We start from the raw sequence: 25,195 nt of genomic DNA, 5'->3' as shown, positions 1-25,195 counted from the left end.
GCTACGCCGACTTGTATTTTTCTCTACAATGCAGCGATCCCCTTTGAATCCATGGAGTCAGCATGTCCTTCCTGATTGTTCTTGCCGCACTCGTGTTCCTGATGCTGGCCGCCTATCGCGGCTACAGCGTGATCCTGTTCGCGCCGGTGGCGGCGCTGGGCGCCGTCCTGCTGACCGATCCCGGCGCGGTGGCGCCGGTGTTCAGCGGCATCTTCATGGAGAAGATGGTCGGCTTCGTCAAGCTGTACTTCCCGGTGTTCCTGCTGGGCGCCGTGTTCGGCAAGCTGATCGAGCTGTCCGGCTTTTCTGAAGCCATCGTGGTGGCGGCCATCAAGTACATCGGCCGCTCGCGCGCCAACGCCGTCATCGTCGCCGTGTGCGCCTTGTTGACCTACGGCGGCGTGTCGCTGTTCGTGGTGGTGTTCGCGGTCTACCCGTTCGCTGCCGAGCTCTACCGTCAGAGCAACATCCCCAAGCGCCTGATGCCGGGCGCGATCGCGCTGGGCGCGTTCTCGTTCACCATGGATTCGCTGCCGGGCACGCCGCAGATCCAGAACATCATCCCCACAACGTTCTTCAAGACCACCGGCTGGGCCGCGCCGTGGCTGGGCGTGATCGGTTCGCTGTTCATCCTGGTGGTCGGCCTGAGCTTCCTGGAATGGCGCCGCCGCGCGGCCATGGCCAGCGGCGAGGGCTACGGCGCCACCGCCGCCAAGGAAGCCACGCGCGCCGCCAGCGCCGGCCTGCCGCATCCGCTGCTGTCGGTGGCGCCGCTGATCCTGGTGGGCGTGGCCAACTTCGTGCTGACCAAGCACATCCCCGGCTGGTACGGCGAGAGCTATGCGCTGACCACGGAGGCGCTGCCAGGCCTGCACGCGCCGGTGGCGGTGCCGATCAAGACCGTCATCGGCATCTGGGCGGTGGAGGGCGCGCTGTTGATGGGCATCCTGCTGGTGGTGGCGACCGCGTTCAACCGCATCCGCAGCAGCTTCGCCGAGGGCACCAAGGCGGCGGTCGGCGGCGCGCTGCTGGCGGCGATGAACACCGCGTCCGAGTACGGCTTCGGCGGCGTGATCGCTTCGCTGCCGGGCTTCCTGGTGGTCAGCGACGCGCTGCGCAGCGTGCCCAATCCGCTGGTGAACGCGGCGGTGTCGGTGAGCTCGTTGGCCGGCATCACCGGCTCGGCCTCGGGCGGCATGAGCATCGCGCTGGCGGCCATGGCCGACACCTTCGTCAAGGGCGCGCAGGCGGCCAACATTCCGCTCGAGGTGTTGCACCGCGTGGTGGCGATGGCCAGCGGCGGCATGGACACCTTGCCGCACAACGGCGCCGTGATCACGCTGCTGGCGGTCACCGGGCTGACGCACCGCGAGTCGTACAAGGAGATCTTCGCCATCACGCTGATCAAGACGACGGCTGTGTTCTTTGTGATTGCCGTGTATTACCTGACCGGGCTGGTGTGACGTATTGCTGCTGGCACTGGTTGCAAAAGAAGCTGCGCCGGTGGGCCTTGCCCAGGTGGGCGCGATGGAAGGGGATGTGGCAGCGCGGACACACCTGCCGGGTGTGTGCGAGCCAGTGCTGCTTGAGCTCGTATGCCTTCTTCCATTTCAGGAAATCGAAGCTGTAGACGCGCGCCTGCTCGACCAGCTGGCGCAGCTTGGCGGCCGGCAGGTCACCGATCCGGGCCAGCGGATGCAGGTGGATGCGGAACAGCACCTCGTTCTTGATGATGTTGCCGACCCCGGCAAAGATGGCCTGGTCCAGCAGGGCGTCGCACACCAGCGTGTCCGGCGCGGCGCGCAGCTTGGCCAGCGCCCGCTTCGGGTCCCAGGCGTCGGACAGGACGTCGCCGCTCCAGTCGTACTGGGCGTCGAGGTCCGGATCGATCTGTTTGACCGAGCAGGCGTAGAAATTGAGCTCCTCGCCGTCGTCGAACCCCAGGCTCAGGCGTGGGCTGGTCTCCTTGCGCTCGTTGATGCGGTAGCTGCCGAACATCATCAGATGGATGCGCAGCGCGGTCTCCGGCAGCTGGATCAGGAAGTGCTTGCCCCACGTGCGCAAGGCCGTGATGGGACGGCCGGCAAGAGTGTCGAAGTCGACCGCCTTGCTGTTGCCGCTGGCGGCGCGGATGGTGCGGCCGACAAAGCCGGCGGCCTGCTCGCGCAGGATGACGATCGATGGTCCTTCGGGCATGGCGGTCTCCGGGGAGCGGTCAGGCGTCCAGTGTGCGCCGCCGCGCGCGGGCGGACCGTGCGTTGGTTCACCGTGCCCGGATGTGTTCAGCCCGCCCGCTCGCGCCGCGCCGGCGCGGCCGGCTCCTGCCGGCGGCCCAGCACCTTGTACAGCCAGATGCCGCACACGGCCACGGCGATCAGCAGCAGCTGGCTGAACCCCGGCAGCGCCACCGCCAGCTTGCCGAGCAGGCCGGGCTTGGCAAGCTGGGCGCCGGCCGCCAGCGTCGCCAGGTCGTAGGCGGCCAGCCGGTCGGTCCTGGCATTGAAGTCGTCGTAGCGCCGGCCCGCGGTGAAGGCGGCGGCCGCGGCCACCTCCCGCATCCCGCGCTTGACCTGCTCGAACTGGTTCATGCCGGCCACGCCGTCGAGCACCAGCACACCCTCGCGGCCCAGCAGGCGGACGTTGTAGCTCAAGCCGTTCTCGTTGCTGCCCTCGGTGTGCAATTCCTTGGCCCACGACAGCTGGTGCCGGGCGCGGTCGTAGCGCGGCGGCTCGGCCCAGCCGATCAGCGTCATCGCCGCGTAACCCTGCTCGCGGCGCGCGGTGTTGCGGTCGGCCACCGCCTCCTTCATCTGCGCCAGCAGGCCCGCGTAGTCGGCGCCGGCGTCGTTGTCGCGCACGTGGCCGTCCTGCTCATAGCCGATGATCACGCCCCAGCCGGCGGCGCCCAGCAGGTCGACGCCGGCCGGCACGACCATACCCAGGGTCTGCGGCCCCGGCGGATTGCCCCAGCTATCGACCAGCACCTTGCGGGCCTCGTCCGGATCCAGGTAGCGCAGCTGCGGCGGCAGGTCCAGCGTGGCGATGCCGCCTGGCAGCGTGATCTTGCCGGCCATGGCGTGCAGGCCGTGTGGCATGGAGGCGGCGCCGGCCAGCAGGGGCGGACACAGAATCAGGCACAACAGGGCGGTCAGCACGCGGCGCATCGTCACTCCTTGCTAGAAAAGCCATATCCTACAGGAAAGTATTGCGTATTTGGTAATTATTTTCGATAGTACGACGTTTGGCGAAAATGGGACGCGCGGTAGGCCCCGGCATGATTGCCGCGTAGTTGATTTCATGTCAGTATTGCCTCGCTGTTCAATTAAAAAAATTACGGAGACAGATTTGAAAAACACCCTCTTCATTTGTTCGCTGCTTGCCGCCGCCACCGCACAGGCGGGCAGCGGTCCGGAGTTCGACGCCAAGCATTTGTCGCAAGACGTCAAGGTGCTGGCATCGGACGAGTTCGAAGGTCGCGGTCCGAACACGGCCGGCGAGACCAAGACAGTCGCTTACCTGATCGAGCAGTTCAAGGCGGCCGGCCTGCAGCCGGCGGGCGACCTGCTCAAGGGCCAGAAGACCCAGCGCAGCTGGACCCAGGACGTGCCGCTGGGCCGTTTTGAAATCAAGGGCCCGGTCAAGCTGGTGGTCAGCGACGGCAACACCCGGCAGGAACTCAAGCAGGGCGACGACATGGCCGTGCGCGCCGCCATGAACGGCAGCCACCAGGTCGACTTCCGCAACGCGCCGCTGGTGTTCGTCGGCTACGGCGTCAACGCGCCCGAGCGCAAGTGGGACGACTTCAAGGGCTTCGACCTGCGCGGCAAGCTGGCGGTGGTGCTGATCAATGATCCCGACTTCGAGACCGGCGTCGGCGACTTCGGCGGCAAGGCCATGACCTACTACGGCCGCTGGACCTACAAGTACGAGGAGATGGCGCGCCGTGGCGCGCTGGGCACCATCATCGTGCACGAGACCGCGCCGGCGTCCTACGGCTGGGCCACGGTGAAGAATTCCAACACCAACGTCATGTACGACATCGTGCGCAAACAGCCGGCCTCGGCCCACGCGCCGATGGAGGCGTGGATACAGCGCGACCTGGCGGTCGACCTGTTCAAGCGCGGCGGCCAGGATTTCGAGGCGCTCAAGAAGCTGGCGCAGACCCGCGCCTTCAAGCCGGTGCAGCTCAAGGGCGTGAACCTGAGCGCCAGCTACGCGGTGGACGCGCAGACCATCGTGTCGAAGAACGTGGCTGGCCGCGTGGTCGGCAGCACCGCGCCGGAACAGACCGTGATCTACAGCGCGCACTGGGACCACCTGGGCGTCGGCCTGCCGGACGCCAAGGGCGACAAGATCTACAACGGCGCGGTCGACAACGGCACCGGCATCGCCGCCTTGCTGGAACTGGCGCGCGCCTACGGCAAGGCGCCGGCGCCGCAGCGCAGCGTGGTGTTCCTGGCTGTCACGGCCGAGGAGAAGGGCTTGCTCGGCTCCGAGTACTACGCCGCCTATCCGCTGTATCCGCTGGCCGAGACCGCCGGCGTGATCAACATGGACGCGCTCAGCCCCTACGGCCCGGCGCGCAACTTCACCATCTCCGGCAGCGCCAAGCTGGACCTGCTGGACCAGCTGATCGCCAAGGCCAAGCAGATGGACATGGCGTACGCGCCCGATCCGAAACCCGAGGCCGGCCACTTCTTCCGCTCCGACCACTTCCCGTTCGCCAAGCGCGGCGTGCCGGCGATCTCGTTCGGCTCCGGCGACGACTGGATCGACGGCGGCCTGGCCGCAGGCCGCAAGGCCGAGGAGGACTACAACACCAACAACTACCACCAGCCGTCGGACGAGTGGAACGCCAACTGGCCGTTCACCGGCATGGCGCACGACCTCGGCCTGCTGTACGGCCTGGGCCGCGACCTGGCCGATTCCAACGCCTGGCCGAACTGGGCGCACGACGCGGAATTCCGCGCCACCCGCGACGCCAGCTCGGCGCGCCGCAAATAAAAAAAACTGCGCACCCGCTGTAAAGCCGGTGCGCCTTTTTTTTGCAGCCTGCCATTCCCCATCAAGGAGATCCGCATGACCCTGTCCTTACGCCGCACCATCCTGGCCGCCTCGATCGCCCTGGCCACCGCCAGCGGCGCGCTGCACGCCGCCGAGCCGGCCAAGTCCGCCAAGTCCGATATCGCCATCCCCGACATCCCGTACACCAAGTTCGTGCTGAAGAACGGCCTCACGGTGCTGGTCCATGAGGACCACAAGACGCCGGTGGTGGCGGTCAACACCTGGTACCACGTCGGCTCCAAGAACGAGAAGGCCGGCAAGACCGGCTTCGCCCACCTGTTCGAGCACCTGATGTTCAGCGGCAGCGACCACTTCAACCAGGGCACCTTCATCAACGCCATGGAGCGCATCGGCGCGACCAACCTCAACGGCACCACCAACACCGACCGCACCAATTATTTCGAGAACGTGCCGACCTCGATGCTGGACTACACGCTGTTCGCCGAAAGCGACCGCATGGGCCACCTGCTTGGCGTGCTGGACCAGAAGAAGCTGGACCTGCAGCGCGGCGTGGTGCAGAACGAGAAGCGCCAGGGCGAGAACCAGCCCTACGGCGTGGCCTACCAGCTGCTGACGGAAAACACCTGGCCCGCCGGCCACCCGTATTCGTGGACCGTGATCGGCTCGATGAAGGACCTGGACGCGGCCTCGATGACGGACGTGCAGGAATGGTTCAAGACCAACTACGGCCCGAACAATGTGACGCTGGTGCTGGCCGGCGACATCACGCCGGAACAGGCGCGCCAGAAGGTCGAGAAGTACTACGGCGAGATCCCGCCCGGCCCGCCGCTGGCCAAGCATGAGGCGTGGATCGCCAAGCGCACTGGCACCCATCGCGGCACCGTGCAGGACCGCGTGCCGCAGGCGCGCATCTACCGCGTGTGGAACGTGCCGGGCGCGCACACCGCGACCGAGCCGCTGCTGGACCTGGCCGCGCACGTGCTGGGCGGCGGCAAGACTTCGCGCTTCTACAAGCGCCTGGTGTACAAGGACCAGCTGGCCACCAGCGCCACCGCCGGCAACGACTCATCGGAGATCGCCGGCCAGTTCGACCTGACGCTGACCGCCCGTCCCGGCGCCGACACCCGCAAGCTGGAGCAGGCCGCCGACGAGGAGCTGCGCGCGCTGATGAAGTCCGGCCCGACCGCGGCCGAGCTGGAGATCGCCAAGACCGCGATCCTGGCGCGCTTCACCCGCATCGTCGAGCGCGTCGGCGGCTTCGGCGGCAAGAGCGATCTGCTGGCCTCCTGCGCCACCTACACCGGCAACCCGGACTGCTACAAGGACTACCTGAAGGCCATCAAGGCGGCCACGCCGGCCGCCATCAAGCAGGCCATGAACGACTGGCTGGCCGACGGCGACTACGTGCTGGACGTGCAGCCGTTCCCGACCAACCTGGCCGCCGCCGGCGACAAGCTGGACCGCAGCGCGCCGCCAGCCGCCGGCCAGCCTGAATCGCTCAAGCTGCCGGCCATGCAGAGCGCCACGCTGTCGAACGGCCTGAAGGTGGTGCTGGCCGAGCGCCACAGCGCGCCGGTGGTCAACCTGTCGATGATGGTCGACGCCGGCTACGCGTCGGACTCGCAGGACCTGCCCGGCCTGGCCAACCTGTCGCTGCGCATGCTGGCGGAGGGCACGCCGACCCGCGGCGCGCTGAAGATCAGCGAAGAGTTCGAGGCGCTGGGCGCCGAGTACTCGGCCTACAGCAACCTGGACGGCGCCTTCGTCCAGCTCAACGCGCTCAAGGCCACGCTGCCGAAGGCGCTGGACGTGTACGCCGACGTGCTGCTGCATCCGGCTTACGCACAGAACGAGCTGGACCGCCTGAAGAAGGACCAGCTGGCGTCGATCGCGCGCGAGAAGTCCAATCCGCAATTGATGGCGCTGCGCGTGATGCCTGGCCTGATCTACGGCCAGGGCCACGCCTACAGCCTGCCGCTGACCGGTAGCGGCACCGAGGCGGCGGTGGCGCGCATCGGCCGCGACGACCTGGTCAAGTACCACCAGACCTGGTTCAAGCCGAACAACGCCACGCTGCTGGTGGTGGGCGACACCACGCTGGCGGAGATCACGCCGCTGCTGGAAAAAACCTTCGGCGGCTGGAAGGCCGGCGCGGTGCCGAAGAAGAATGTGGCCGAGGTCGCGCCGGCCGAGAAGCCGGTGGTGTACCTGATGGACAAGCCGGGCGCGCTGCAAAGCGTGATCTACGCCGCGCAGCTGGCGCCGCCGCGCAACGCGCCGGACGCCGTGCCGCTGCAGGTGGTCAACAACATCTTTGGCGGCACCTTCAGCTCGCGCATCAATATGAACCTGCGCGAGGACAAGCACTGGTCGTATGGCGTGTACGCCGGGCTGCAGCCGGCGGTGGGCCAGCGCCTGTACCTGAGCACCTCGCCGGTGCAGACCGACAAGACCGGCGCGGCCTTGCAGGAACTGGTGCAGGAATACGCCAACATCGCCGGCGCCAAGCCGATCACCGCGGCCGAGCTGAGCAGCGCGAAGGAAAACGAAACCCTGCGCCTGCCGGGTTCGTTCGAGACGTCCGGCCAGCTGGCCGGTGCCTATGGCGCGATCCTGCAATACAAGCTGCCGGCCGACTACTACAACACCTTCACCGGCACGGTGCTGGCGATGACGCCTGAGCAGGCCAACGCGCTGGCGGCGCGCACCATCACGCCGGGCCGGCTGACCTGGCTGGTGGTGGGCGACCTCGGCAAGGTGGAGGCGAGCGTGCGCGCGCTGAACCTGGGCGAGGTGCGCAAGATCGACGCCGACGGCAAGCCGGTGCAGTAAGCGCCGGAGTTGTTCGCGCCGACCCCGCCCGCGTTGCGCCGGCGGGGTTTTTTTGCGTCCGCCGGGCGGCCGGGGCGATGCTGAACCGCGTATCGCGCGCGGTAAAAATGTGATTGGAGGGATTTTCATCGCCGCCGTAGCATAGGATGAGAATCAAAACAAAAAAAACCTCAATCACAATGGAGACAACCATGAAGCGTCTACTGTCATGCCTGGCCGTGCTGCTTTGCCTGGCCGGCGCGGCCTTTTCCGCGCGCGCCGCCATCACCATGAACACCAGCGTGCAATACAAGATCAAGAACGTCAACAGCGGCCTGGTGCTCGGCATCGATGGCGCCAGCCAGGCCGCCGGCGCCAAGGTGGTGCAGTGGGCCGACAACGGCACCGCCGACCATCTGTGGCACTTCATGCCGATGGGGAATGGCCAGTACAACATCGAGAACATGCTGACGCACCAGGTGCTGGGCGTGGCCAATGCCGGCACCGCCGACGGCGCGCAGATCGTCCAATGGGCCGACAACGGCACCACCGATCATCTGTGGACCGTGACCCAGGCCGCCAGCGGCAACTTCCTGATCCAGAACGTCAACAGCGGCAAGTACCTGGAGGTGTTCCAGGCCAGTAACCTGAACACGGCCACCATCGACCAGTGGGGCTCGACCGGCTGCACCTGCCAGGAGTGGCAGCTGGTGAACACGCAGGTCAGTCCGTACCCGGCACCGCGCGCGGTGAGCGGCGCCGGCATCTTCGTGCACGATCCGTTCATGCTGCGTGACGCCGGCGGCAAGTACTGGCTGTACGGCAGCCACCAGACGCTGGCCACTTCGACCGACCTCAACAGCTTCACGCCGTACACCAGCTGCACCACCACGCAGATGGGCGGCTACGCGCCGAACTGCCCGCCGATCGGGCCGGACTTCAGTTCATGGAGCGGCCTGCAGACGCCCAAGGGATGGAACAACGGCGCCAACACCGATATCTGGGCGCCCAGCCTGTTGCTGGCGAACGGCACTTACTACCAGTACTACTCGATACCGTACCTGCCGAGCTCGGGCGCCGAGGCGGTGATCGGCGTCGCCACCAGCTCGGCGCCGCAGGGACCGTGGACCGACAAGGGCTTTGTCACCAAGTCGTGGACCAGCAGCACGAACGCGCCGCCGTCCGGCTTCTGGAAGACCACCGACAACGCCATCGATCCGGCGCCGTTCACCGACGCCAGCGGCAACTGGTGGATGGCCTGGGGCTCGTGGACCGATGGCACCCACCTGATGCAGCTGAATCCCGCCACCGGCCTGCAGTCGACCACCAACACCACCGTGTACACGCTGGCGCAACGGGGCTCGCCGACGTCGGCCGAGGAAGGCCCGTTCATCTACTACTACAACGGTTTTTACTATTATTTCGCGCCGATCAACGCGTGCTGCAGCAGCACCTCGCCGTATCGCACCATCGTCGGCCGCTCGGCTAATGTGACCGGGCCGTACGTGGACCGTGGCGGCGTCGCGCTGACGGCGGGCGGCGGCACCATCCTGCTCAGCACCCACGGCAACATCATCGGGCCGGGCGGCGGCAGCGTGTTCACCGATGCCGGCCACAACAACCGTCCCACCTTCGTCTACCACTACTACGACGGCAACAACAACGGCCGGCCCACGTTGGGCATCAACCCGCTCGGCTTCACCGCCGACGGCTGGCCGTACGTGATCGCGAACTAGGCGAAGGCTACAGGTAGCGCGCCAGCAGTGCGCGGTCCAGCGACGGGTCCAGCTCGATGCGCACGATGTGGCCGCTGCCCGGCGCCACCGTGATGTCGGTGCCGTCGTCGGCGCGCATGCGCGTCAGCTGCAGGTCGCGGTTGCCGCTGGGGTGGATCACCTCGATCCGGTCGCCCAGCGCGAAGCGGTTCTTGACCTCGACCCTGGCCCAGCCGTCCGCCACGCCCAGCACGTCGCCGACGTACTGGCTGCGCTCGGCCTCGGAGGCGCCGCGCATGTAGTTCTGGTGCGCCTGCGTGTGGTGGCGCTGGTAGAAGCCGTCGGTGTAGCCGCGGTTGGCCAGGCCCTGCAGCTGGCCCAGCAGGCCGATGTCGAACGGCCGCCCGGCCACCGCGTCGTCGATGGCCTGGCGGTAGACCTGGGCCGTGCGCGCCGCGTAGTACAGCGACTTGGTGCGGCCCTCGACCTTGAGCGAGGTGACGCCGATCTTGACCAGCCGCTCGATGTGCTCGACCGCGCGCAAGTCCTTGGAGTTCATGATGTAGGTGCCGTGCTCGTCCTCGATGATCGGCATCAGCTGGCCCGGCCGCTCGGCTTCCTCGATCAGGTAGGGCTGGTCGGCCAGCGGGTGGCGCGGCTGCTGGTGCAGCGTCGACCACGGCCGGTTGGCTTCCTCCAGCGCCTGCTGGAAGTGCAGCGGGATGACTTTCGTCGGCCCGAGGTCGCCGCTGGCGTCCTCGGCGGCCGGCTGCACCTTGTAGTCCCAGCGGCAGGAGTTGGTGCAGGTGCCCTGGTTGGGATCGCGGTGGTTGAAATAGCCCGACAGCAGGCAGCGGCCCGAGTAGGCGATGCACAGCGCGCCGTGCACGAACACTTCGAGCTCCATCTCCGGGCAGCGCTGGCGGATTTCCTCGATCTCGTCGAGCGACAGTTCGCGCGACAGGATCACCCGCGTCAGGCCCATGCGGTGCCAGAACTTGACGTCGGCCCAGTTGACCGCGTTGGCCTGCACCGACAGGTGGATCGGCATGTCCGGCCACTCGTCGCGCACCATCATGATCAGGCCGGGATCGGCCATGATCAGCGCGTCCGGCTTCATGGCGATCACCGGCGCCATGTCGCGCAGGTAGGTCTTGAGCTTGGCGTTGTGGGCGAAGATGTTGGAGGCGACGAAGAACTGCTTGCCGCGCGCGTGGGCGCCGTCGATGCCCTCCTGCAGCGCCTGCAGCGTGGAGAAATCGTTGTTGCGCACGCGCAGGCTGTAGCGCGGCTGGCCGGCGTAGACGGCATCGGCGCCGAAATCGAAGGCGGCGTGCATCTTGGCCAGCGAGCCGGCGGGGAGGAGAAGTTCGGGGGCGTGGAGCATGACGGATGGGCAAAAGTCAGGCAGTCTATGGCCCCCGCCGTCAAATTTCCTTGACCTGGATCAAAATTTCCCGGATCGGTCTACAGCGATTTGCTGCACAGCTTGAAGTCCGGGTCCTCGTCGTAGGGGCGGATCTGGAAGCCCAGGCTGGCCATCAGCTTGAGCATGCCGCTGTTCTTGCACAGCACCAGGCCGTCGATCTCGCTCAGGCCCTTGTCGCGCGCCACGTCCATGATGCCCAGCATCAGCCGCGTGCCCAGGCCCTGGCCGCTGTAGCGGTCGTCCACCAGCAGCGAGAACTCGCAGCTGCTGTGGTCCGGATTGGCGATGTAGCGCGACACGCCGATGATGCTGTCGGTCTCGACGAAGTCGCCGTCCGGCCCCGGCGTGCGTTGTGTCAGCACCGCCACCAGCGCCATCTCGCGGTCGTAGTCGATCAGCGTGTAGCGCGCCAGCATCGGCACCGACAGCTCGCGCAGCGACGAGGCGAAGCGGTAGTAGCGCGACTTCTCCGACAGCCCGCGCACCAGGTCCTGCAGCATCGAGGCGTCGTCCGGCTGCACCGGGCGCAGCGTGTACTGGCCGCCGCCGCGCATCGGCCACTCCTGCGTGTAGCTGGACGGATAGGGCAGGATGGCCAGGTGGTCGTAGCGGTGCGCCGACGGCGCCGCGGCGTCGATGACGATGCGGGCGTCCACCGCCAGCGCGCCGTGCTCGTCGACGATAAGCGGGTTGATGTCCATCTCGCGCAGCTGCGGCAGCTCGCACACCATCTCCGACACCCGCAGCAGCATCTGCTCGATCGCCTCGCGCTGCACCGGCGGCGCGCCGCGCCACTCGCCCAGCGTGTTGGCCGCGCGCACCCGGCTCATCAGGCGCTGCGCCAGGAACAGGTTGAGCGGCGGCAGCTCGACCGCGCGGTCGTCGATCAGCTCGATCATGGTGCCGCCTGCGCCGAAGCTGATCGCCGGCCCGAACAGGCGGTCGGTGACCACGCCGATGTACAGCTCGCGCCCGTTGCGCTTGCCGGCCATGCGCTGCACCGTCACGCCGTTGATGCGCGCCTCCGGCAGCAGGCGGCGCACGGTGGCCATCATGTCGCCGTAGGCGTCGCGCACAGCCGCCGCGTTGAGCAGGTTGAGCACCACGCCCTGCACGTCGGACTTGTGGGCGATGTCGGGCGAGTCGATCTTCAGCGCCACCGGGTAGCCCAGCTGGCTGGCCACCATCATCGCCTCGGCCGCGCTGCGCGCCAGGATGGTCTGCGTGATCGGGATGTGAAAGGCCGCCAGCAGCGCCTTCGATTCCATTTCGGTGAGCACCTTGCGGCGCTCGGCCAGCACGCCCTCGATCAACAGGCGGGCACCGTCCAGGTCGGGCTGGGCCAGCTGCGACAGCGGCGGCGGGGTCTGGTGCAGCAGTTGCTGGTTCTGGTAGAACGAGGCGATGTTGGAGAAGCCATCCACCGCCGCCTCCGGCGTGCGGAAGGTGGCCACGCCGGCCGCGTTGATCAGCTGGCGCGCCTCGGCCACCCTGCGGTCGCCCATCCAGCAGGTCAAGAGCGGCTTGCCGAGGCCGGCGTTGAGGGCGCTGACCGCGCGCGCCACCGCCGCCGGATCGCTGCCCAGCTTGGGCGAATAAATCACCAGGATGCCGTCCACCTGATTGTCGTGGGCGCAGGCCTGGACCGCCTCGGTGAAGGCGTCGGCGTCGGCTTCCTCGGTCAGGTCGAGCAGGTTGGTCAGCGTGGCGTGTGGCGGCAGCTTGGGCGCCAGCGCCTGCGCGCCGGCCTCGGACAGCCGCGCCAGTTGCAGGCCCAGCTCGGCGATCCAGTCGGCCGCCAGCACGCCGGGGCCGCCGCCGTTGGTGACCACGGCCAGGCGCGGCCCGACCGGGCGGTAGCGCGAGGCCAGGCACTTGGCGGCCGAGAACAGCTGGACGAAGGTCTTCACCCGCACCGCGCCGGTGCGGCGCAGCGCGGCGTCGAACACCATGTCGCTGGCGACGATGGCGCCGGAGTGGGTCAGCGCGGCCTGCGACGCGGCCGAGGCCTTGCCGGCCTTGAGCACCACCACCGGCTTGGTGTTGGCCGCGCCGCGCAGCGCCGACAGGAAGCGGCGGGCGTCGGTCAGGCCTTCCATGTAGATGACGATGCTTTGCGTGGCCGGATCGGTGGCCAGGAAGTCCAGCGTCTGCGCCAGGTCGACGGCGGTGTTGGCGCCCAGCGAGACCACGGTGGAAAAGCCCACCGCGTTCTGGCTGCCCCAGTCGAGGATGGCCGAGGTCAGCGCGCCGGACTGCGAGATCAGCGCCAGGCTGCCCGGCTGCGCCAGCTGGCCGGCCACGCTGGCGTTGATGTTCAGGCGCGGGCGCTGGTAGCCCAGGCAGTTCGGTCCGAGCAGGTGGATGCCGTGCTTGCGGGCGATGTCGTGCAGCTCGCCGGCCAGCGTGCCGTCGACGCCGCTCGACAGGATCAGCGCGGCGCGGCACTGGATGCGGCCGGCCACTTCCAGCGCGAAGCTCAGCTCGTCGTTGGGCAGGGCGATCACCGCCAGGTCGGCGCGCGACTGGGCCAGGTCGGCCAGCGTGCCGCTCATGCCGACGTCGAGGTAGGTCACCGGACCGGTGAAGCCGCCTTGCTCCAGCTGGTCGCGGATGCCGCGCCCGTAGCAGGTCTGGCGTTCAGGCTGGTCGGCCTGGCCGGCGAAGACCACGATGGACTTGGGCGAGAACAGCGGCGTGAGGTAGTGGGTTTCCATGATGGGGCGGTGGTGAGAAGGTTAGTCGTCCATGCCGAGCAGGACTTTGACGTGGGCCGCCGCGCTGCGCGCCAGCGACGACAGCTCGTAGCCGCCCTCCAGGCAGGAGACGATGCGGCCCTGGCAGTGGCGGGCGGCGACGCCGACGATCTGCTTGGTGATCCAGGCGTAGTCGGCTTCGACCAGGCCGAGGTTGCCCATGTCGTCGTCGCGGTGGCCGTCGAAGCCGGCCGAGATGAAGATCAGCTGCGGCTGGAAGCGCTCCAGCGCCGGCAGCCATTGCTCGGTCACGGCCTGGCGCAGCAGCTCGCCGCCGGAGCGCGCAGGCAGCGCCACGTTGACCATGTTGGCGCCGCGCGGCACGTTGCCGCAGAACGGATACAGCTTGTCCTCGAAGATCGAGCACATCAGCACGCGCTCGTCGTCGCGCAGGATGTCCTCGCTGCCGTTGCCGTGGTGGACGTCGAAATCGACCAGCGCCACGCGCTCCAGGCCGTGCACGTTGAGCGCGTGGCGGATGCCGACCGCGGCGTTGTTGAAGAAGCAGAAGCCGCCGGCGGCGCCGTACTCGGCATGGTGGCCGGGCGGGCGCACGTTGCAGAAGGCGGTGCCGGCGCCCTTGGTCAGCACCAGGTCGGTGGCCAGCACGGCGGCGCCGGCGGCGCGCAGCGCGGCCTGGTAGGTGTGCGGGTTCATGCTGGTGTCCGGGTCCACCTGCACCGAGCCCTCGCGCGGCGACAGCGCGGCCAGGGTGTGGATGTACAGGCTGGAATGGGCTTGCGCCAGTTGCTGCTCGGTGGCCAGCGGCGCCTCGCACGGCTGCATGAAGTCCAGCAGGCCCTTGATCAGCAACATGTCGCTGACCGCGCCGATGCGCTCCGGGCATTCGGGATGCTGGTCGCCCATGGCGTGCTTCAGGCAATCGGGGTGCGAGATGTAGGCTGGCAGCATCGGGGCCTTGGTGTGCGTTGACGAGGATGAAACGAAGGTAGCTTGAATCGAGTGTAATGAGCTCGATCAAACTTTTCGTTGATCCAAGTCAAAGTCTACCTCATGCGGCCAGCGGGGTGCGCAAGGCTGCGGCCGGGCGTTGCTTCGCACCCAACACCAGGATCCACAGCGCGAAGGCCACCTCGCCCAGCTGGAGAGGGAAGGCGATGCCGGCGACCAGGTCGTTCCATTCCGGGCGCAGCAGGCCGGCGTAGCTCAGCGCCAGATAGGCGAAGCCGTTGATGGCCAGCCAGACCGCCAGGAAGCGCGGCAGGAAACCGCTGCGGTACACCAGCGCCGCCAGCGGGAACAGCCACAGGCCCCAGAAGATTTCCGAGGCATAGGTCATCATGCCGTGCACCCGCAGGAACATGGTCGCCAGGCCGTCGCGCTGGACCTTGCTGAAGCCGGCCAGGAAGTCGGGACCCTGCACCAGGATCAGGGTGGCCATGTCGTTGAGCGTGTTGAAGAAATACAGCGGCGTGTCCATGAAGCCCAGCATCAGCATCAGCAGGGCGGTGTTCTTGTTCACGTCCCGGAACAGCCGGTACAGCGTGAAGGTCAGCACCAGGCTGACGGCGCCTGTGACCAGGTCGCCGGCGATGCCGAAGCGGAACAGCTGTTCGTGGGCGGCGATGCCGGCGATGGTCGCGGCGGTGTCGCCGTTGACGAACAGCTTGCTGGGGATGAAGACCAGGCGTAACGGCGCGATCAGGATGACCAGCAGGTAGAAGAAGCCCGCGACCCTGGCGTTTTTGCTGAGTGTGTTCATGCTGCTGCCCTTAATGAGAGTGGCGCCGGATGCGCGCCCGGTTAAGATTTTTCAATTTCATGTGTCAACAATATCTGACATATGAAATGAATGCAAGATAAATTTCGCCGACAATCACGGCAGCGGCCGCAGGCAGCAAACCCTTTGCTAGAATCGCATCTTCCTCATGTTCAGGGTTGTGAGCCTATGAAGAAAATTCTGATGGGTGGTGTCCTGCTGGCGTCGCTGTGCTCAGGCGTGCAAGGGCAGGAGTGCAAGAGCCAGGCGGAGTATGCCAAGGCGCGGGAAGTGATCAGGGACCTGGGCCGCATCGTCGCGCCGTCCGGCGTGCAGGAAGCCTACAAGGCCAGGATCGGCGGCATCGACCAATGGATCAACGTGCGCGGGCAAGACAAGGACAATCCCGTGATCCTGTTCGTCCATGGCGGTCCCGCCTCGCCGCTGATCCCGGCTATCTGGCAGTTCCAGCGTCCCCTCGAAGAATACTTCACCATCGTCAATTACGACCAGCGCGGCGCCGGCAAGACCTTCAATGAAACCGCGCCGGACACGGTCAGCGACAGCATCCACATTCCGCGCTACATCGACGATGCGATCGAGGTCGCCGAGTACATCAAGGCCCGCTACCACAAGGACAAGGTGATCCTGATGGGACACAGCTGGGGCACGGTGATCGGCATGGGCGCGGCGCTGAAGCGGCCGGACCTCTTCTTTGCGTACGTCGGCATTGGCCAGGTGATCAGCACCCAGGAGAATGAGCGCATCAGCTTTGACTACGCGGTGGAACAATCGAAGGCGCACAACAACGAGAAGGCCATCAAGGAGCTGGCGTCCATCGCGCCGTATCCCGGCGACCAGCCGCTCACCCGCGAGCGGATCGTCACGGAGCGTACCTGGGCGCAGTATTACGGTGGCCTGAGCGCCTATCGCGACAGTTCGGAATACTTCTATGACGCGGGCAAGCTGTCGCCGGAGTATAGCGATTGCGACGTCAGCGCCATTGATGCTGGCAACGTGTTCTCGCTGGGTCGGTTGCTGCCGGAGTTCCTCCGCGTCGACTATCGCAACGTGCGCAGCTTCCCGATCCCGGTGGTGATGTTCATGGGACGCAACGACTACACCACGCCGTCGGTGCCGACCGAGCAATGGCTCAAGCGCGTCAAGGCGCCGTACAAGCGCGGCGTGTGGTTCGAGCATTCGGCCCACATGATTCCTTGGGAGGAGCCAGGCAAGACCCTGGTCAGCCTGCTGGAGACGGTGCGTCCGCTGGCGGTGGCGCGGTCCAAACGCAAGTAGCCGGTGGCCCGGGGCGGAATCGAACCACCGGCACAAGGATTTTCAATACGCGGCTCTACAGCCCAGGCCAAAACAAGCGACTTGTCGTGCCGCTCCGCGCACGCCGTCAAGCGCTGATAGACTGCCCCCGTAACATCATCGATATTTTAAAGGAGGGACAGATGCAGTTCTTGTCGAAACCGGTGCTCACGTCTTTGTTCGTGCTGGCCGCCATGGCGCCACTGGCCTGCGCGAAGGCCGCCCAATTCAATGTGCTCGTGTTCAGCAAGACGGCGGGTTGGCACCACGACTCGATCCCGGCCGGCGTGGCCGCCATCGAGCAGCTCGGCAAGCTGCACGACTTCAACGTCATGTGGACCGAGGATCCCAATCGCGTCATCAACGACAAGGAGCTGGCGAAATACCAGGCAGTGGTATTCCTGCTGACCACCGGTGATGTGCTCAACGGCGAACAGCGTGGAGCCTTCGAGCGCTACATCAAGGCGGGGGGCGGTTATGTGGGCGTGCACAGCGCATCCGACACCGAATACGGCTGGCCATGGTACCGCAAGATGGTGGGACACATGTTCCGTGCCCATCCCCCCATCCAGACCGCTGTGCTGAAGGTGGAGGACCGCGACTTCCCCGGCATGGACCGCTTCGCCAAGCGGGCGCTGGTTACCGAGGAATGGTACGAATTCACCGCCGCCGAATCGGACAAGTTGCATTATTTGCTCACGGTGGATGAGTCGACCTACAAACCGAAGGACAAGGCAGTACCCGTGGATGGCAAGGGCGCGGAAGGCTTTCATCCGGTGAGCTGGTATCAGTCCTACGATGGCGGCCGCGCGTTCTACACCGCGCTTGGCCACCTTCCGGCCAGCTACAGTGATCAGACCTTCCTGCATCATCTGTATGGAGGTATCTACTGGGCCGCCACCGGCAAAGGTTTCAAGGCCGAGTAGCGGAGTACCTTAAACCGCACATCAAGTTGCCCAACATTTCCCGCGCTGGAAACAAAAACGCCAACCTGCATGGGTTGGCGTTCTGTTTTAACACTGTTCTTGGTGGCCCGGGGCGGAATCGAACCACCGACACAAGGATTTTCAATCCTCTGCTCTACCAACTGAGCTACCAGGCCAAGGAGCAGAATTATAGCAGGCTTAAGCGAAATTGCAAGGACGAATTTCTCGGGCGCACAAACGTTATAATGTTTGGATGACTATTCCATCCTCCCCCGCCGCGCGCGTTACCGAGAGTGATATCTGTATTGTTGGCGATGGCGCGATTGCCAAGACCGCCGCGCTGGGCCTGGCCCAGGCCGGCTTCAGTGTCACGCTGCTCGGGCCGCCGTCGCCTCCGGCCCGGCCGGCCGCCGTCGATCCCGGCTGGGACGCGCGGGTTTATGCGCTGAACCACACCGCCCACGACCTGCTGTCGTCGCTGAAGGTCTGGCAGGCGCTGGACCACGCCCGCGTGGCGCCGGTCGACGCCATGATCGTCCACGGCGACGGCGCCCAGGCCGGCGGCCTGGCCTTCGACGCCTACGGCGCCCACACCGGCACGCTGGCCTGGATCATGGAAGACCGGAACATAGGACAGGCGCTGGACGCCGCCCTGAAGTTCGCGCAGAACGTGCGCGTGGTCCAGGGCCGCGCCACCGGCCTGCTGCGCGGCGACGACAGCGCCTCCGTACACCTGGACGACGGCTCCAGCATCAAGGCCGCGCTGGTGGTCGGCGCCGACGGCGCCCAGTCGTGGGTGCGCGGCCAGTGCGACATCGGCCTCGATTACCGCAGCTACAACCAGCGCGCGGTGGTTTCCAACTTCGCCTGCGCCAAGCCGCACCACGGCGCCGCCTATCAATGGTTCACCGGCGCCGAGGGCATCGTCGCGCTGCTGCCGCTGCCGGGCGACCAGGTGTCGCTGGTGTGGTCGGCGCCCGAAGCGCTGGTCGATACCCTGCGCGCCGAATCGGCACAGCAGATCGCCGACCGCCTGGCCGTCTACGCCGCCGACAAGCTGGGCGCCCTGACGCCGCTGCAGCCGGAGCTGGTGCGCGACTTCCCCCTGCGCCTGATCCGTCCGCACGCCATGAGCGCGCCGCGCGTGGCGCTGGTGGGCGACGCCGCGCACGTGGTCCATCCGCTGGCCGGCCATGGCATGAACCTGGGCTTCGCCGACGTGGCGCAGCTGGTCAAGACGCTGGGCGAGCGCGAGGCGCAGCGCGGCATCGGCGATACCCGTGTGCTGGCCCGCTACGAGCGCGCCCGCAAGGAGGATGTGCTGCTGATGCAGCTCACCACCGACGGCCTGGCGCGCCTGTTCGGGGCGGATATCGAGCCCCTGCGCGTGGTTCGTAATTTCGGATTAAACTTGCTGGATAAATTACCCGTGCTGAAGCGCCGCCTGATCTCCCACGCGATGGGAAAATAGGCCTGCGCCAGTGGGTTCGTATAGTCATCGGAGATGTTATGAGAAAAAGTAAGACCGTTTTGCTGTTGTTGTCGGCGCTGATGGCGTCCTGCGTGAGCGCGGAAACCCCATCCACGGATGCGATCAAGAAGCTGGTCGAGCCGCGCCTCGGCGCGAACGTGAAAGTCGATTCGATCAAGGAGACGCCTTACAGCGGCCTGTATGAAATCCGCATCGGCAACGACATCCTGTACACCGACAAGACCGCGACCTATCTGTTCTCCGGCCACGTGTTCAACCTCACCACCAGCACCGACCTGACCAAGGAACGGCTGGAAGAGATCAACAAAATCAAGTTCTCCGACCTGCCGCTGGATAAGGCCATCAAGACCGTCAAGGGCGACGGCAAGCGCGTGATCGCGGTGTTCGAGGATCCCAACTGCGGCTACTGCAAGCGCTTCCGCCAGACCACGCTGAAGGAGACCGACAACATCACGGTCTACACCTTCATGTACAACATCCTGGCCGACGACTCGTTCACCAAGTCGAAGAATATCTGGTGCGCGCCGGACCGCAGCAAGGCCTGGGAAGACTGGATGGTCAACAACAAGGCCGCCCCCGCCGCGGCGGAAGCCTGCGCATCGCCGAACCAGGACGTGCTGGAGCTGGGCCACAAGCTGGGCGTCTCCGGCACCCCGGCCATCTTCTTCGCCGACGGCACCCGCGTACCCGGCGCGATTGACACCAAGGCTCTTGAAGAGAAGTTCGCCAAGATCAAACAATAACAGCAGCCAAACCAGCGCATCGCCCATAGGAGAACCGAATGATCACTTTGAACATCAATGGTAAAGACATGCAGGTGGACGCCGATCCCTCGACGCCGATACTGTGGGCTTTGCGCGATAACCTGAATATGACCGGCACCAAGTTCGGTTGCGGCGCGGCGCTGTGCGGCGCCTGCACCGTGCACCTGGGCGGCCAGCCTGTCCGGTCGTGCGTGACGCCGATTTCGGCCGCCGCCGGCCAGAAGATCACCACCATTGAGGCGATGGAGTCCGACAAGGTCGGCAAGGCCGTGCAGGCGGCGTGGGTCAAGCTGGATGTGCCCCAATGCGGCTACTGCCAGAGTGGCCAGATCATGAGCGCGACCGCTCTGCTGCGCACCAACAAAGCCCCTTCCGACGCCGAAATCGACAACGCCATGAGCGGCAATATCTGTCGATGCGGGACGTACCAGCGCATCCGCGCAGCCATCAAAGACGCAGCTAAAACCATCGCCTAAGGAGAATCGCATGCGTATCGAATGGCTTAACCAGGAATCGATGGCGGGTGTGGAGACTTCCGGCGGCGGCGTGTCGCGCCGCGGCTTCATGAAGGCCGGTGCGGCGGTGGGCGGTGGCCTGGTGCTGGGCTTCTTCATCCCGGGCGCGGGCCGCTTCGCCAATGCGCAGCAGCCTCCGGCCAAGGTGTACCAGCCGAACGCCTTCCTGCATATCGCGCCGGACAACAGCGTGACGGTGCAGGTCAACCGGCTGGAATTCGGCCAGGGCGTGCAGACGTCGCTGCCGATGCTGATCGCGGAAGAGCTGGACGCGGATTGGTCGAAGGTCAACGGCGCGCTGGCGCCGGCCGGCGATCAATACAAGGATCCGCTGTTCGGCATCCAGATCACCGGCGGTTCGGGCAGCATCGCCCACTCCTACACCCAGTACCGCGAGATCGGCGCCAAGGCGCGCGCGATGCTGATCGCGGCGGCGGCCCAGGAATGGAAGGTCGCGCCCGAGCAGGTCAAGACCTCGAAAGGCACGCTGACCGGCCCCGCCGGCCAGAAGGCCACCTACGGCGCGATGGCCGATGCGGCCATGAAGCAGCCGGTGCCCGCCGCCGTGAAGCTGAAGGATCCCAAGGATTTCAACTTCATCGGCAAACCGATGAAGCGCCTGGACGCGAAGGATAAATCGACCGGCAAGCAGCAGTTCGGCATGGACTTCAAGGCGCCGCACAGCAAGGTCGCCGTGGTGGCGCGGGCGCCGGTGTTCGGCGCCAAGGTCGCCAAGTTCGACGCCTCGAAGGCTAAGGCCATCAAGGGCGTGCTTGAAGTGATGGAGGTGAAGACGGATCGCGGCGGCAGCGGCGTGGCGGTGGTGGCCGACGGCTACTGGCCGGCCAAGATGGGCCGCGATGCGCTGGTCATCGAGTGGGACGCCAGCGGTGTGGAGAAGGTCGGCAGCGACAAGCAGCTGGCCGAGTTCAAGGCTTTGGCGCAGAAGCCGGGAACGCCGGCGCGCAAGGCCGATACGTCCAAGCTGGCTGGCGCCGCGACGAAAATCTCCGCCGTCTATGAGTTTCCGTATCTGGCGCACGCGCCGATGGAGCCATTGAATTGCGTGGTCGACCTGCGCGCGGACGGCTGCACCGTATGGGCCGGTTCGCAGTTCCAGACGATGGACCAGGGCGCGATCGCCGCCACCGCCGGCCTGAAGCCGGAGCAGGTGGTGCTGAACACGATGATGGCCGGCGGTGGCTTCGGCCGCCGCGCCGTGCCGACCTCGGACTATCTGGTGGAAGCGGTCAACGTCGCCAAGGCCTGGAAGGCCGCAGGCAAGACGGAGCCGGTCAAGGTGATCTGGAGCCGCGAGGACGACATCAAGGGCGGCTACTACCGTCCGTCGCATGTGCACCGCGCCGACATCGGCATGGACGACAAGGGCAATATCGTGGCGTGGGATCATGTCATCGTCGGCCAGTCCATCATCAGCGGCACGCAGTTCGAGCCGGTGATGATCAAGGACGGCATCGACTCCACCATGGTCGAGGGCATGGGCGAACCATATGAAGTGCCGCTGAACCTGAGCGTGCATAACGCCAAGGCCAACGTGCCGGTGCTGTGGTGGCGCTCCGTCGGCTCCACGCACACGGCCTTCGTGATGGAGACGCTGATCGACGAAGCCGCGCACGCGGCCAAGATGGACCCGGTCGCGTATCGCAAGAAGCTGCTGGGCGAGAAGGGCAAGCGCCACATCGCCGCGCTGGACCTGGCGGTCGCCAAGTCCGGCTACGGCAAGAAGGCTTTACCTAAAGGCCAGGCTTGGGGCGTGGCGGTGCATGAGTCGTTCAACACCGTGATCGCGTACGTGGTGGTGGCGTCCGTGAAGGACGGCACGCCCAAGCTGCACAAGGTCACGGCCGGCGTGCACTGCAACCAGGCGGTCAATCCCTTGACGATCGAGGCGCAGATCCAAGGCGCCGCGTTGATGGGCCTGGGCATGACGCTGCCTGGCGCCGCCATCACGCTCAAGGACGGCGTGGTGGAGCAGCAGAATTTCAGCGACTACACGGTGGCGCGCATGACGGACATGCCGGCGATCGATGTGCACATCGTGCCGTCGAACGATCCTCCGACCGGTATGGGCGAACCTGGCCTGCCGCCATTGGCGCCGGCCTTCGCCAACGCGCTGTTCAAGTTGACCGGCAAGCGTTTGCGCAAGCTGCCGTTCGATCTGGCCAGCGCTTGAGCCGCGCTGGATGGCACTGGTAGGGATATTGCTGGCAGCCGGGCGGGGTAGGCGTTTCGACCCGTCCGGCGTACAAAACAAACTGCTGCAACCGCTGGAGAATGGCGACGCCGTCGTCGCCGCCAGCGCAAGGAACATGCTGGCCGCACTGCCGCGGGTGGTGGCCGTGGTCCGCCCGGACGACGGCCAGGTGGCGGCGCTGCTGGGCCGCCTGGGCTGCGAGGTGCGCGTCTGCGCGGACGCCGATCTTGGCATTGCCGCCTCGCTGACGACGGCGATCGACTACACCAAGGGTGCGGAAGGCTGGCTGATAGGCCTGGGCGACATGCCCCACGTGCGGCCTGATACCATGCGGGCCCTGGCCGCGACCATCGAGCGGGGCGCCCGCATCGCGGCGCCCATGCATGAAGGACGGCGCGGCAATCCGGTCGCCTTCAGCAGTTATCATTTGCCATTGCTGCTGGCGCTGCAAGGCGACCAGGGCGCGCGCGAGATCTTAAAAAGCCATGCGGTGAGCGAGCTGATAGTCGACGATGCCGGCGTGGTGCGCGATATCGATACGCCTGGCGATTTGTAAAACAAGGACCGAGATGAAGAAAACGAACAAGAATACCCCGGCGATCGCCTACAGCATCGTCGGACACGACCTGGCCGCCCACCTGTTCCACGTCACGCTGACGGTGGACGCGCCGGCCGAAGGCGGCCAGGTGTTCGCCCTGCCGGCCTGGATCCCGGGCAGCTACATGATCCGAGAATTCTCGCGCAACATCGTGCGTATCCGCGCCGAGTCGGACGGCCAGCCAGTGGCGCTGGCCAAGCTGGATAAGCACTCGTGGCAGGCCGCGCCGCTGAAGGATCACGCTGCCTCGCTGACGGTGCATTACGAAGTCTATGCCTGGGACATGTCGGTGCGCGCCGCGCACCTGGACCAGAACCACGCCTTCTACAACGGCACCAGCGTGTTCCTGCGCGTGCTGGGCCAGGAAGACCAGCCGCACGTGGTGGACATCCAGCGCCCGGCCGACGAAGCGGCCAAGACCTGGCGCGTGGCGACCTCGCTGCCGGAGCTGAAAGCGAAACGTTATGGTTTTGGCACCTACATCGCGTCGAACTACGACGAGTTGATCGACCACCCGGTGGAGCAGGGCGACTTCGCGCTGGCCACGTTCAAGGCGCACGGCATCCCGCACGACATCGTCATCAGCGGCCGGGTGCCGAACCTGGACCTGCCGCGCCTTTGCGCCGACCTGAAAAAGATCTGCGAAACCCAGATCGCCTTCTTCGAACCGAAGGCCAAAAAGGCGCCGATGGACCGCTACGTCTTCATGACGCAGGCCGTCGGCGACGGTTACGGCGGGCTGGAACACCGCGCCTCGACGGCGCTGATCTGCGCCCGCGCCGACCTGCCGAGCACGGCGTCGGCCGGCAAGGAGATCAGCGACGGTTATCTGCAATACCTGGGCCTGTGCAGCCATGAATACTTCCACACCTGGAATGTGAAGCGCATCAAGCCTGCGGCGTTTGCTCCATATAACCTGCAGGTCGAAAATTATTCGCCGCTGCTTTGGCTGTTTGAAGGTTTCACCAGTTATTACGACGATTTGATGCTGGTGCGCGCCGGGGTTATCGCCGAACCGGCTTATTTCAAATTACTGGGTAAAACCATAGGCAGCGTATTGCGCGGCAGCGGCCGTACCAAGCAAAGCGTGGCCGATTCCAGTTTTGATGCCTGGGGTAAATATTATCGCCAGGATGAAAATGCGCCCAATTCGATCATCAGTTATTACACCAAGGGTTCTCTGATTGGACTGGCGCTGGATTTGAGCATCCGCGCTAAAACCGGCGGCAAGAAATCGTTGGACGACGTGATGCGGACATTATGGCAGCGTTATGGCCGCGATTTTTACGAAGGCGGCGGACGCGGCGTTACTCCGGCCGAAGTGGAAGCGTTATTCGATGAAATCAGCGGCGGCCGCTTCAAGCCATTCTTCGATAAATATATCCGTGGCACGGAAGATTTGCCGTTGGCCAAAATGCTGGCGCCTTTTGGCGTTAAATATAATGACGAGCGCAAATCGACCAAACCCAGCCTCGATGTTAATCTCGGCAAGGACGGTAATGACTGCAAATTGTCCAGCGTGCACGAGAATGGCGCCGCGCACCAGGCGGGATTATCGGCCGGCGATATATTGATGGCGGTGGATGGATTGCGTGTTACCGCCTCCAATCTGGAAACGCTGCTTTCCCGCTATGGCGTGGGATCGGAAATTGAAATTCACGCCTTCCGCCGCGACGAGTTAATGACCTTCAGCGCGACACTGCAAGGCGACCGGGTGCCGGGCGTCAGCCTGTCGCTGGACCCGGCCGGCAAGAAATCCACCGGCCCCTTGCGCCCCAGCGCCGCACGCTGATTCCTGAGTCCGGGGCGAGTCCCCGGATTTTTTTGCCCTATCCGTGCCAGAAATTGGCACGTACTAGCCATATTCCGGCATGTGTTGAGGCATTACGGGGTCCGTGTAGGTTTAATCCTA

18 protein-coding genes and 1 tRNA gene are annotated in these 25,195 nt (G+C 65.8%); 12 read left to right on the top strand and 7 right to left on the bottom strand.

The annotated features are described in order from the left end of the window. Positions 1–62 precede the first annotated feature (62 nt). Entirely contained in the window at positions 63–1,463 is a 1,401-nt protein-coding gene (locus ACUJB0_RS27070) for a GntP family permease (protein ID WP_444847946.1), read from the top strand. Here ACUJB0_RS27070 and ACUJB0_RS27065 read toward each other — a convergent pair. Then, positions 1,405–2,196, bottom strand: coding sequence for a DNA-formamidopyrimidine glycosylase family protein (locus ACUJB0_RS27065; RefSeq protein WP_444847945.1), 792 nt, complete (start codon positions 2,194–2,196; stop codon positions 1,405–1,407). The genes ACUJB0_RS27070 and ACUJB0_RS27065 overlap by 59 nt on opposite strands. Positions 2,197–2,282: 86 nt before the next feature. Then, positions 2,283–3,164 carry a DUF2167 domain-containing protein gene (locus tag ACUJB0_RS27060; protein ID WP_444847944.1) on the bottom strand — a complete coding sequence of 294 codons (882 nt, stop codon included), beginning with the start codon at positions 3,162–3,164 and terminating at the stop codon, positions 2,283–2,285. A 181-nt stretch (positions 3,165–3,345) separates the two neighbouring features. Here ACUJB0_RS27060 and ACUJB0_RS27055 point away from each other — a divergent pair, with 181 nt between their 5' ends. The 3 genes from ACUJB0_RS27055 to ACUJB0_RS27045 all read left to right on the top strand — a co-directional run bounded on the left by ACUJB0_RS27055 (position 3,346) and on the right by ACUJB0_RS27045 (position 9,572). Continuing rightward, positions 3,346–5,004, top strand: a complete 1,659-nt coding sequence (locus ACUJB0_RS27055) for a M28 family metallopeptidase (RefSeq protein WP_444847943.1) — start codon at positions 3,346–3,348, stop codon at positions 5,002–5,004. 75 nt (positions 5,005–5,079) lie between these two features. After that, positions 5,080–7,857: a M16 family metallopeptidase gene (locus tag ACUJB0_RS27050; RefSeq protein WP_444847942.1), complete on the top strand. Its 2,778-nt coding sequence runs from the start codon at positions 5,080–5,082 to the stop codon at positions 7,855–7,857. Between the two features lie 191 nt (positions 7,858–8,048). After that, on the top strand, positions 8,049–9,572 hold the full coding sequence (locus tag ACUJB0_RS27045) for a family 43 glycosylhydrolase (RefSeq protein WP_444847941.1): 1,524 nt from the start codon (positions 8,049–8,051) through the stop codon (positions 9,570–9,572). A gap of 7 nt (positions 9,573–9,579) precedes the next feature. Here the strand turns inward: ACUJB0_RS27045 and trhP are convergent, their stop codons facing one another. From trhP to ACUJB0_RS27025, 4 genes are all read right to left on the bottom strand, one after another. Further along, entirely contained in the window at positions 9,580–10,938 is a 1,359-nt protein-coding gene (trhP, locus tag ACUJB0_RS27040) for a prephenate-dependent tRNA uridine(34) hydroxylase TrhP (protein WP_444847940.1), read from the bottom strand. An 80-nt stretch (positions 10,939–11,018) separates the two neighbouring features. Beyond that, the gene (locus ACUJB0_RS27035) at positions 11,019–13,697 is read right to left on the bottom strand and encodes a bifunctional acetate--CoA ligase family protein/GNAT family N-acetyltransferase (protein WP_444847939.1); all 2,679 of its coding nucleotides are present in this window, start codon (positions 13,695–13,697) and stop codon (positions 11,019–11,021) included. A 21-nt stretch (positions 13,698–13,718) separates the two neighbouring features. Next, positions 13,719–14,648, bottom strand: a complete 930-nt coding sequence (locus tag ACUJB0_RS27030) for a histone deacetylase family protein (protein WP_444847938.1) — start codon at positions 14,646–14,648, stop codon at positions 13,719–13,721. A gap of 100 nt (positions 14,649–14,748) precedes the next feature. Continuing rightward, positions 14,749–15,459 carry a DUF4386 domain-containing protein gene (locus tag ACUJB0_RS27025; protein ID WP_444847937.1) on the bottom strand — a complete coding sequence of 237 codons (711 nt, stop codon included), beginning with the start codon at positions 15,457–15,459 and terminating at the stop codon, positions 14,749–14,751. A gap of 186 nt (positions 15,460–15,645) precedes the next feature. On the opposite strand from ACUJB0_RS27025, the gene ACUJB0_RS27020 reads away from it, so the two are divergent. Further along, a complete protein-coding gene (locus ACUJB0_RS27020; protein ID WP_444847936.1) occupies positions 15,646–16,755 on the top strand; it encodes an alpha/beta hydrolase in 1,110 nt (369 codons plus the stop codon). Positions 16,756–16,916: 161 nt separating this feature from the next. Beyond that, positions 16,917–17,699, top strand: coding sequence for a ThuA domain-containing protein (locus ACUJB0_RS27015; protein ID WP_444847935.1), 783 nt, complete (start codon positions 16,917–16,919; stop codon positions 17,697–17,699). A 100-nt stretch (positions 17,700–17,799) separates the two neighbouring features. On the opposite strand, the gene ACUJB0_RS27010 is transcribed toward ACUJB0_RS27015, so the two are convergent. Further along, a tRNA-Phe gene (locus ACUJB0_RS27010) sits at positions 17,800–17,875 on the bottom strand. 77 nt (positions 17,876–17,952) lie between these two features. Here ACUJB0_RS27010 and ACUJB0_RS27005 point away from each other — a divergent pair. The 6 genes from ACUJB0_RS27005 to ACUJB0_RS26980 are packed head-to-tail and all read left to right on the top strand — an operon-like array spanning position 17,953 to position 25,075. Continuing rightward, positions 17,953–19,170, top strand: coding sequence for an FAD-dependent monooxygenase (locus tag ACUJB0_RS27005; protein ID WP_444847934.1), 1,218 nt, complete (start codon positions 17,953–17,955; stop codon positions 19,168–19,170). A gap of 38 nt (positions 19,171–19,208) precedes the next feature. After that, on the top strand, positions 19,209–19,934 hold the full coding sequence (locus ACUJB0_RS27000) for a DsbC family protein (protein WP_444847933.1): 726 nt from the start codon (positions 19,209–19,211) through the stop codon (positions 19,932–19,934). A 38-nt stretch (positions 19,935–19,972) separates the two neighbouring features. Next, positions 19,973–20,431, top strand: coding sequence for a (2Fe-2S)-binding protein (locus ACUJB0_RS26995; protein ID WP_444847932.1), 459 nt, complete (start codon positions 19,973–19,975; stop codon positions 20,429–20,431). A 10-nt stretch (positions 20,432–20,441) separates the two neighbouring features. Next, on the top strand, positions 20,442–22,664 hold the full coding sequence (locus tag ACUJB0_RS26990) for a xanthine dehydrogenase family protein molybdopterin-binding subunit (protein WP_444847931.1): 2,223 nt from the start codon (positions 20,442–20,444) through the stop codon (positions 22,662–22,664). A gap of 10 nt (positions 22,665–22,674) precedes the next feature. Then, the gene (locus tag ACUJB0_RS26985; protein WP_444847930.1) at positions 22,675–23,241 is read left to right on the top strand and encodes a nucleotidyltransferase family protein; all 567 of its coding nucleotides are present in this window, start codon (positions 22,675–22,677) and stop codon (positions 23,239–23,241) included. 13 nt (positions 23,242–23,254) lie between these two features. Further along, a complete protein-coding gene (locus ACUJB0_RS26980; protein ID WP_444847929.1) occupies positions 23,255–25,075 on the top strand; it encodes a M61 family metallopeptidase in 1,821 nt (606 codons plus the stop codon). The last annotated feature ends 120 nt before the right edge of the window (positions 25,076–25,195 follow it).

It is taken from the genome of Duganella caerulea, from assembly GCF_040362985.1.
GTDB lineage: Bacteria > Pseudomonadota > Gammaproteobacteria > Burkholderiales > Burkholderiaceae_D > Rugamonas > Rugamonas vulcania.
Note: the sequence above shows the minus strand (reverse complement) of the source record. Positions and strands in the feature narration are given on the sequence as shown.

Excerpts from the sequence above, each read along its gene's own strand:
- ACUJB0_RS27070 (WP_444847946.1), top strand. The coding sequence starts at position 63 with ATGTCCTTCCTGATTGTTCTTGCCGCACTCGTGTTCCTGATGCTGGCC.
- ACUJB0_RS27035 (WP_444847939.1), bottom strand. The coding sequence starts at position 13,697 with ATGGAAACCCACTACCTCACGCCGCTGTTCTCGCCCAAGTCCATCGTG.
- ACUJB0_RS26985 (WP_444847930.1), top strand. The coding sequence starts at position 22,675 with ATGGCACTGGTAGGGATATTGCTGGCAGCCGGGCGGGGTAGGCGTTTC.
- ACUJB0_RS27015 (WP_444847935.1), top strand. The coding sequence starts at position 16,917 with ATGCAGTTCTTGTCGAAACCGGTGCTCACGTCTTTGTTCGTGCTGGCC.
- ACUJB0_RS26980 (WP_444847929.1), top strand. The coding sequence starts at position 23,255 with ATGAAGAAAACGAACAAGAATACCCCGGCGATCGCCTACAGCATCGTC.
- ACUJB0_RS27060 (WP_444847944.1), bottom strand. The coding sequence starts at position 3,164 with ATGCGCCGCGTGCTGACCGCCCTGTTGTGCCTGATTCTGTGTCCGCCC.
- ACUJB0_RS27020 (WP_444847936.1), top strand. The coding sequence starts at position 15,646 with ATGAAGAAAATTCTGATGGGTGGTGTCCTGCTGGCGTCGCTGTGCTCA.
- ACUJB0_RS27025 (WP_444847937.1), bottom strand. The coding sequence starts at position 15,459 with ATGAACACACTCAGCAAAAACGCCAGGGTCGCGGGCTTCTTCTACCTG.
- ACUJB0_RS27030 (WP_444847938.1), bottom strand. The coding sequence starts at position 14,648 with ATGCTGCCAGCCTACATCTCGCACCCCGATTGCCTGAAGCACGCCATG.
- ACUJB0_RS26995 (WP_444847932.1), top strand. The coding sequence starts at position 19,973 with ATGATCACTTTGAACATCAATGGTAAAGACATGCAGGTGGACGCCGAT.
- ACUJB0_RS27000 (WP_444847933.1), top strand. The coding sequence starts at position 19,209 with ATGAGAAAAAGTAAGACCGTTTTGCTGTTGTTGTCGGCGCTGATGGCG.
- trhP (WP_444847940.1), bottom strand. The coding sequence starts at position 10,938 with ATGCTCCACGCCCCCGAACTTCTCCTCCCCGCCGGCTCGCTGGCCAAG.
- ACUJB0_RS27045 (WP_444847941.1), top strand. The coding sequence starts at position 8,049 with ATGAAGCGTCTACTGTCATGCCTGGCCGTGCTGCTTTGCCTGGCCGGC.
- ACUJB0_RS27065 (WP_444847945.1), bottom strand. The coding sequence starts at position 2,196 with ATGCCCGAAGGACCATCGATCGTCATCCTGCGCGAGCAGGCCGCCGGC.
- ACUJB0_RS26990 (WP_444847931.1), top strand. The coding sequence starts at position 20,442 with ATGCGTATCGAATGGCTTAACCAGGAATCGATGGCGGGTGTGGAGACT.
- ACUJB0_RS27050 (WP_444847942.1), top strand. The coding sequence starts at position 5,080 with ATGACCCTGTCCTTACGCCGCACCATCCTGGCCGCCTCGATCGCCCTG.
- ACUJB0_RS27005 (WP_444847934.1), top strand. The coding sequence starts at position 17,953 with ATGACTATTCCATCCTCCCCCGCCGCGCGCGTTACCGAGAGTGATATC.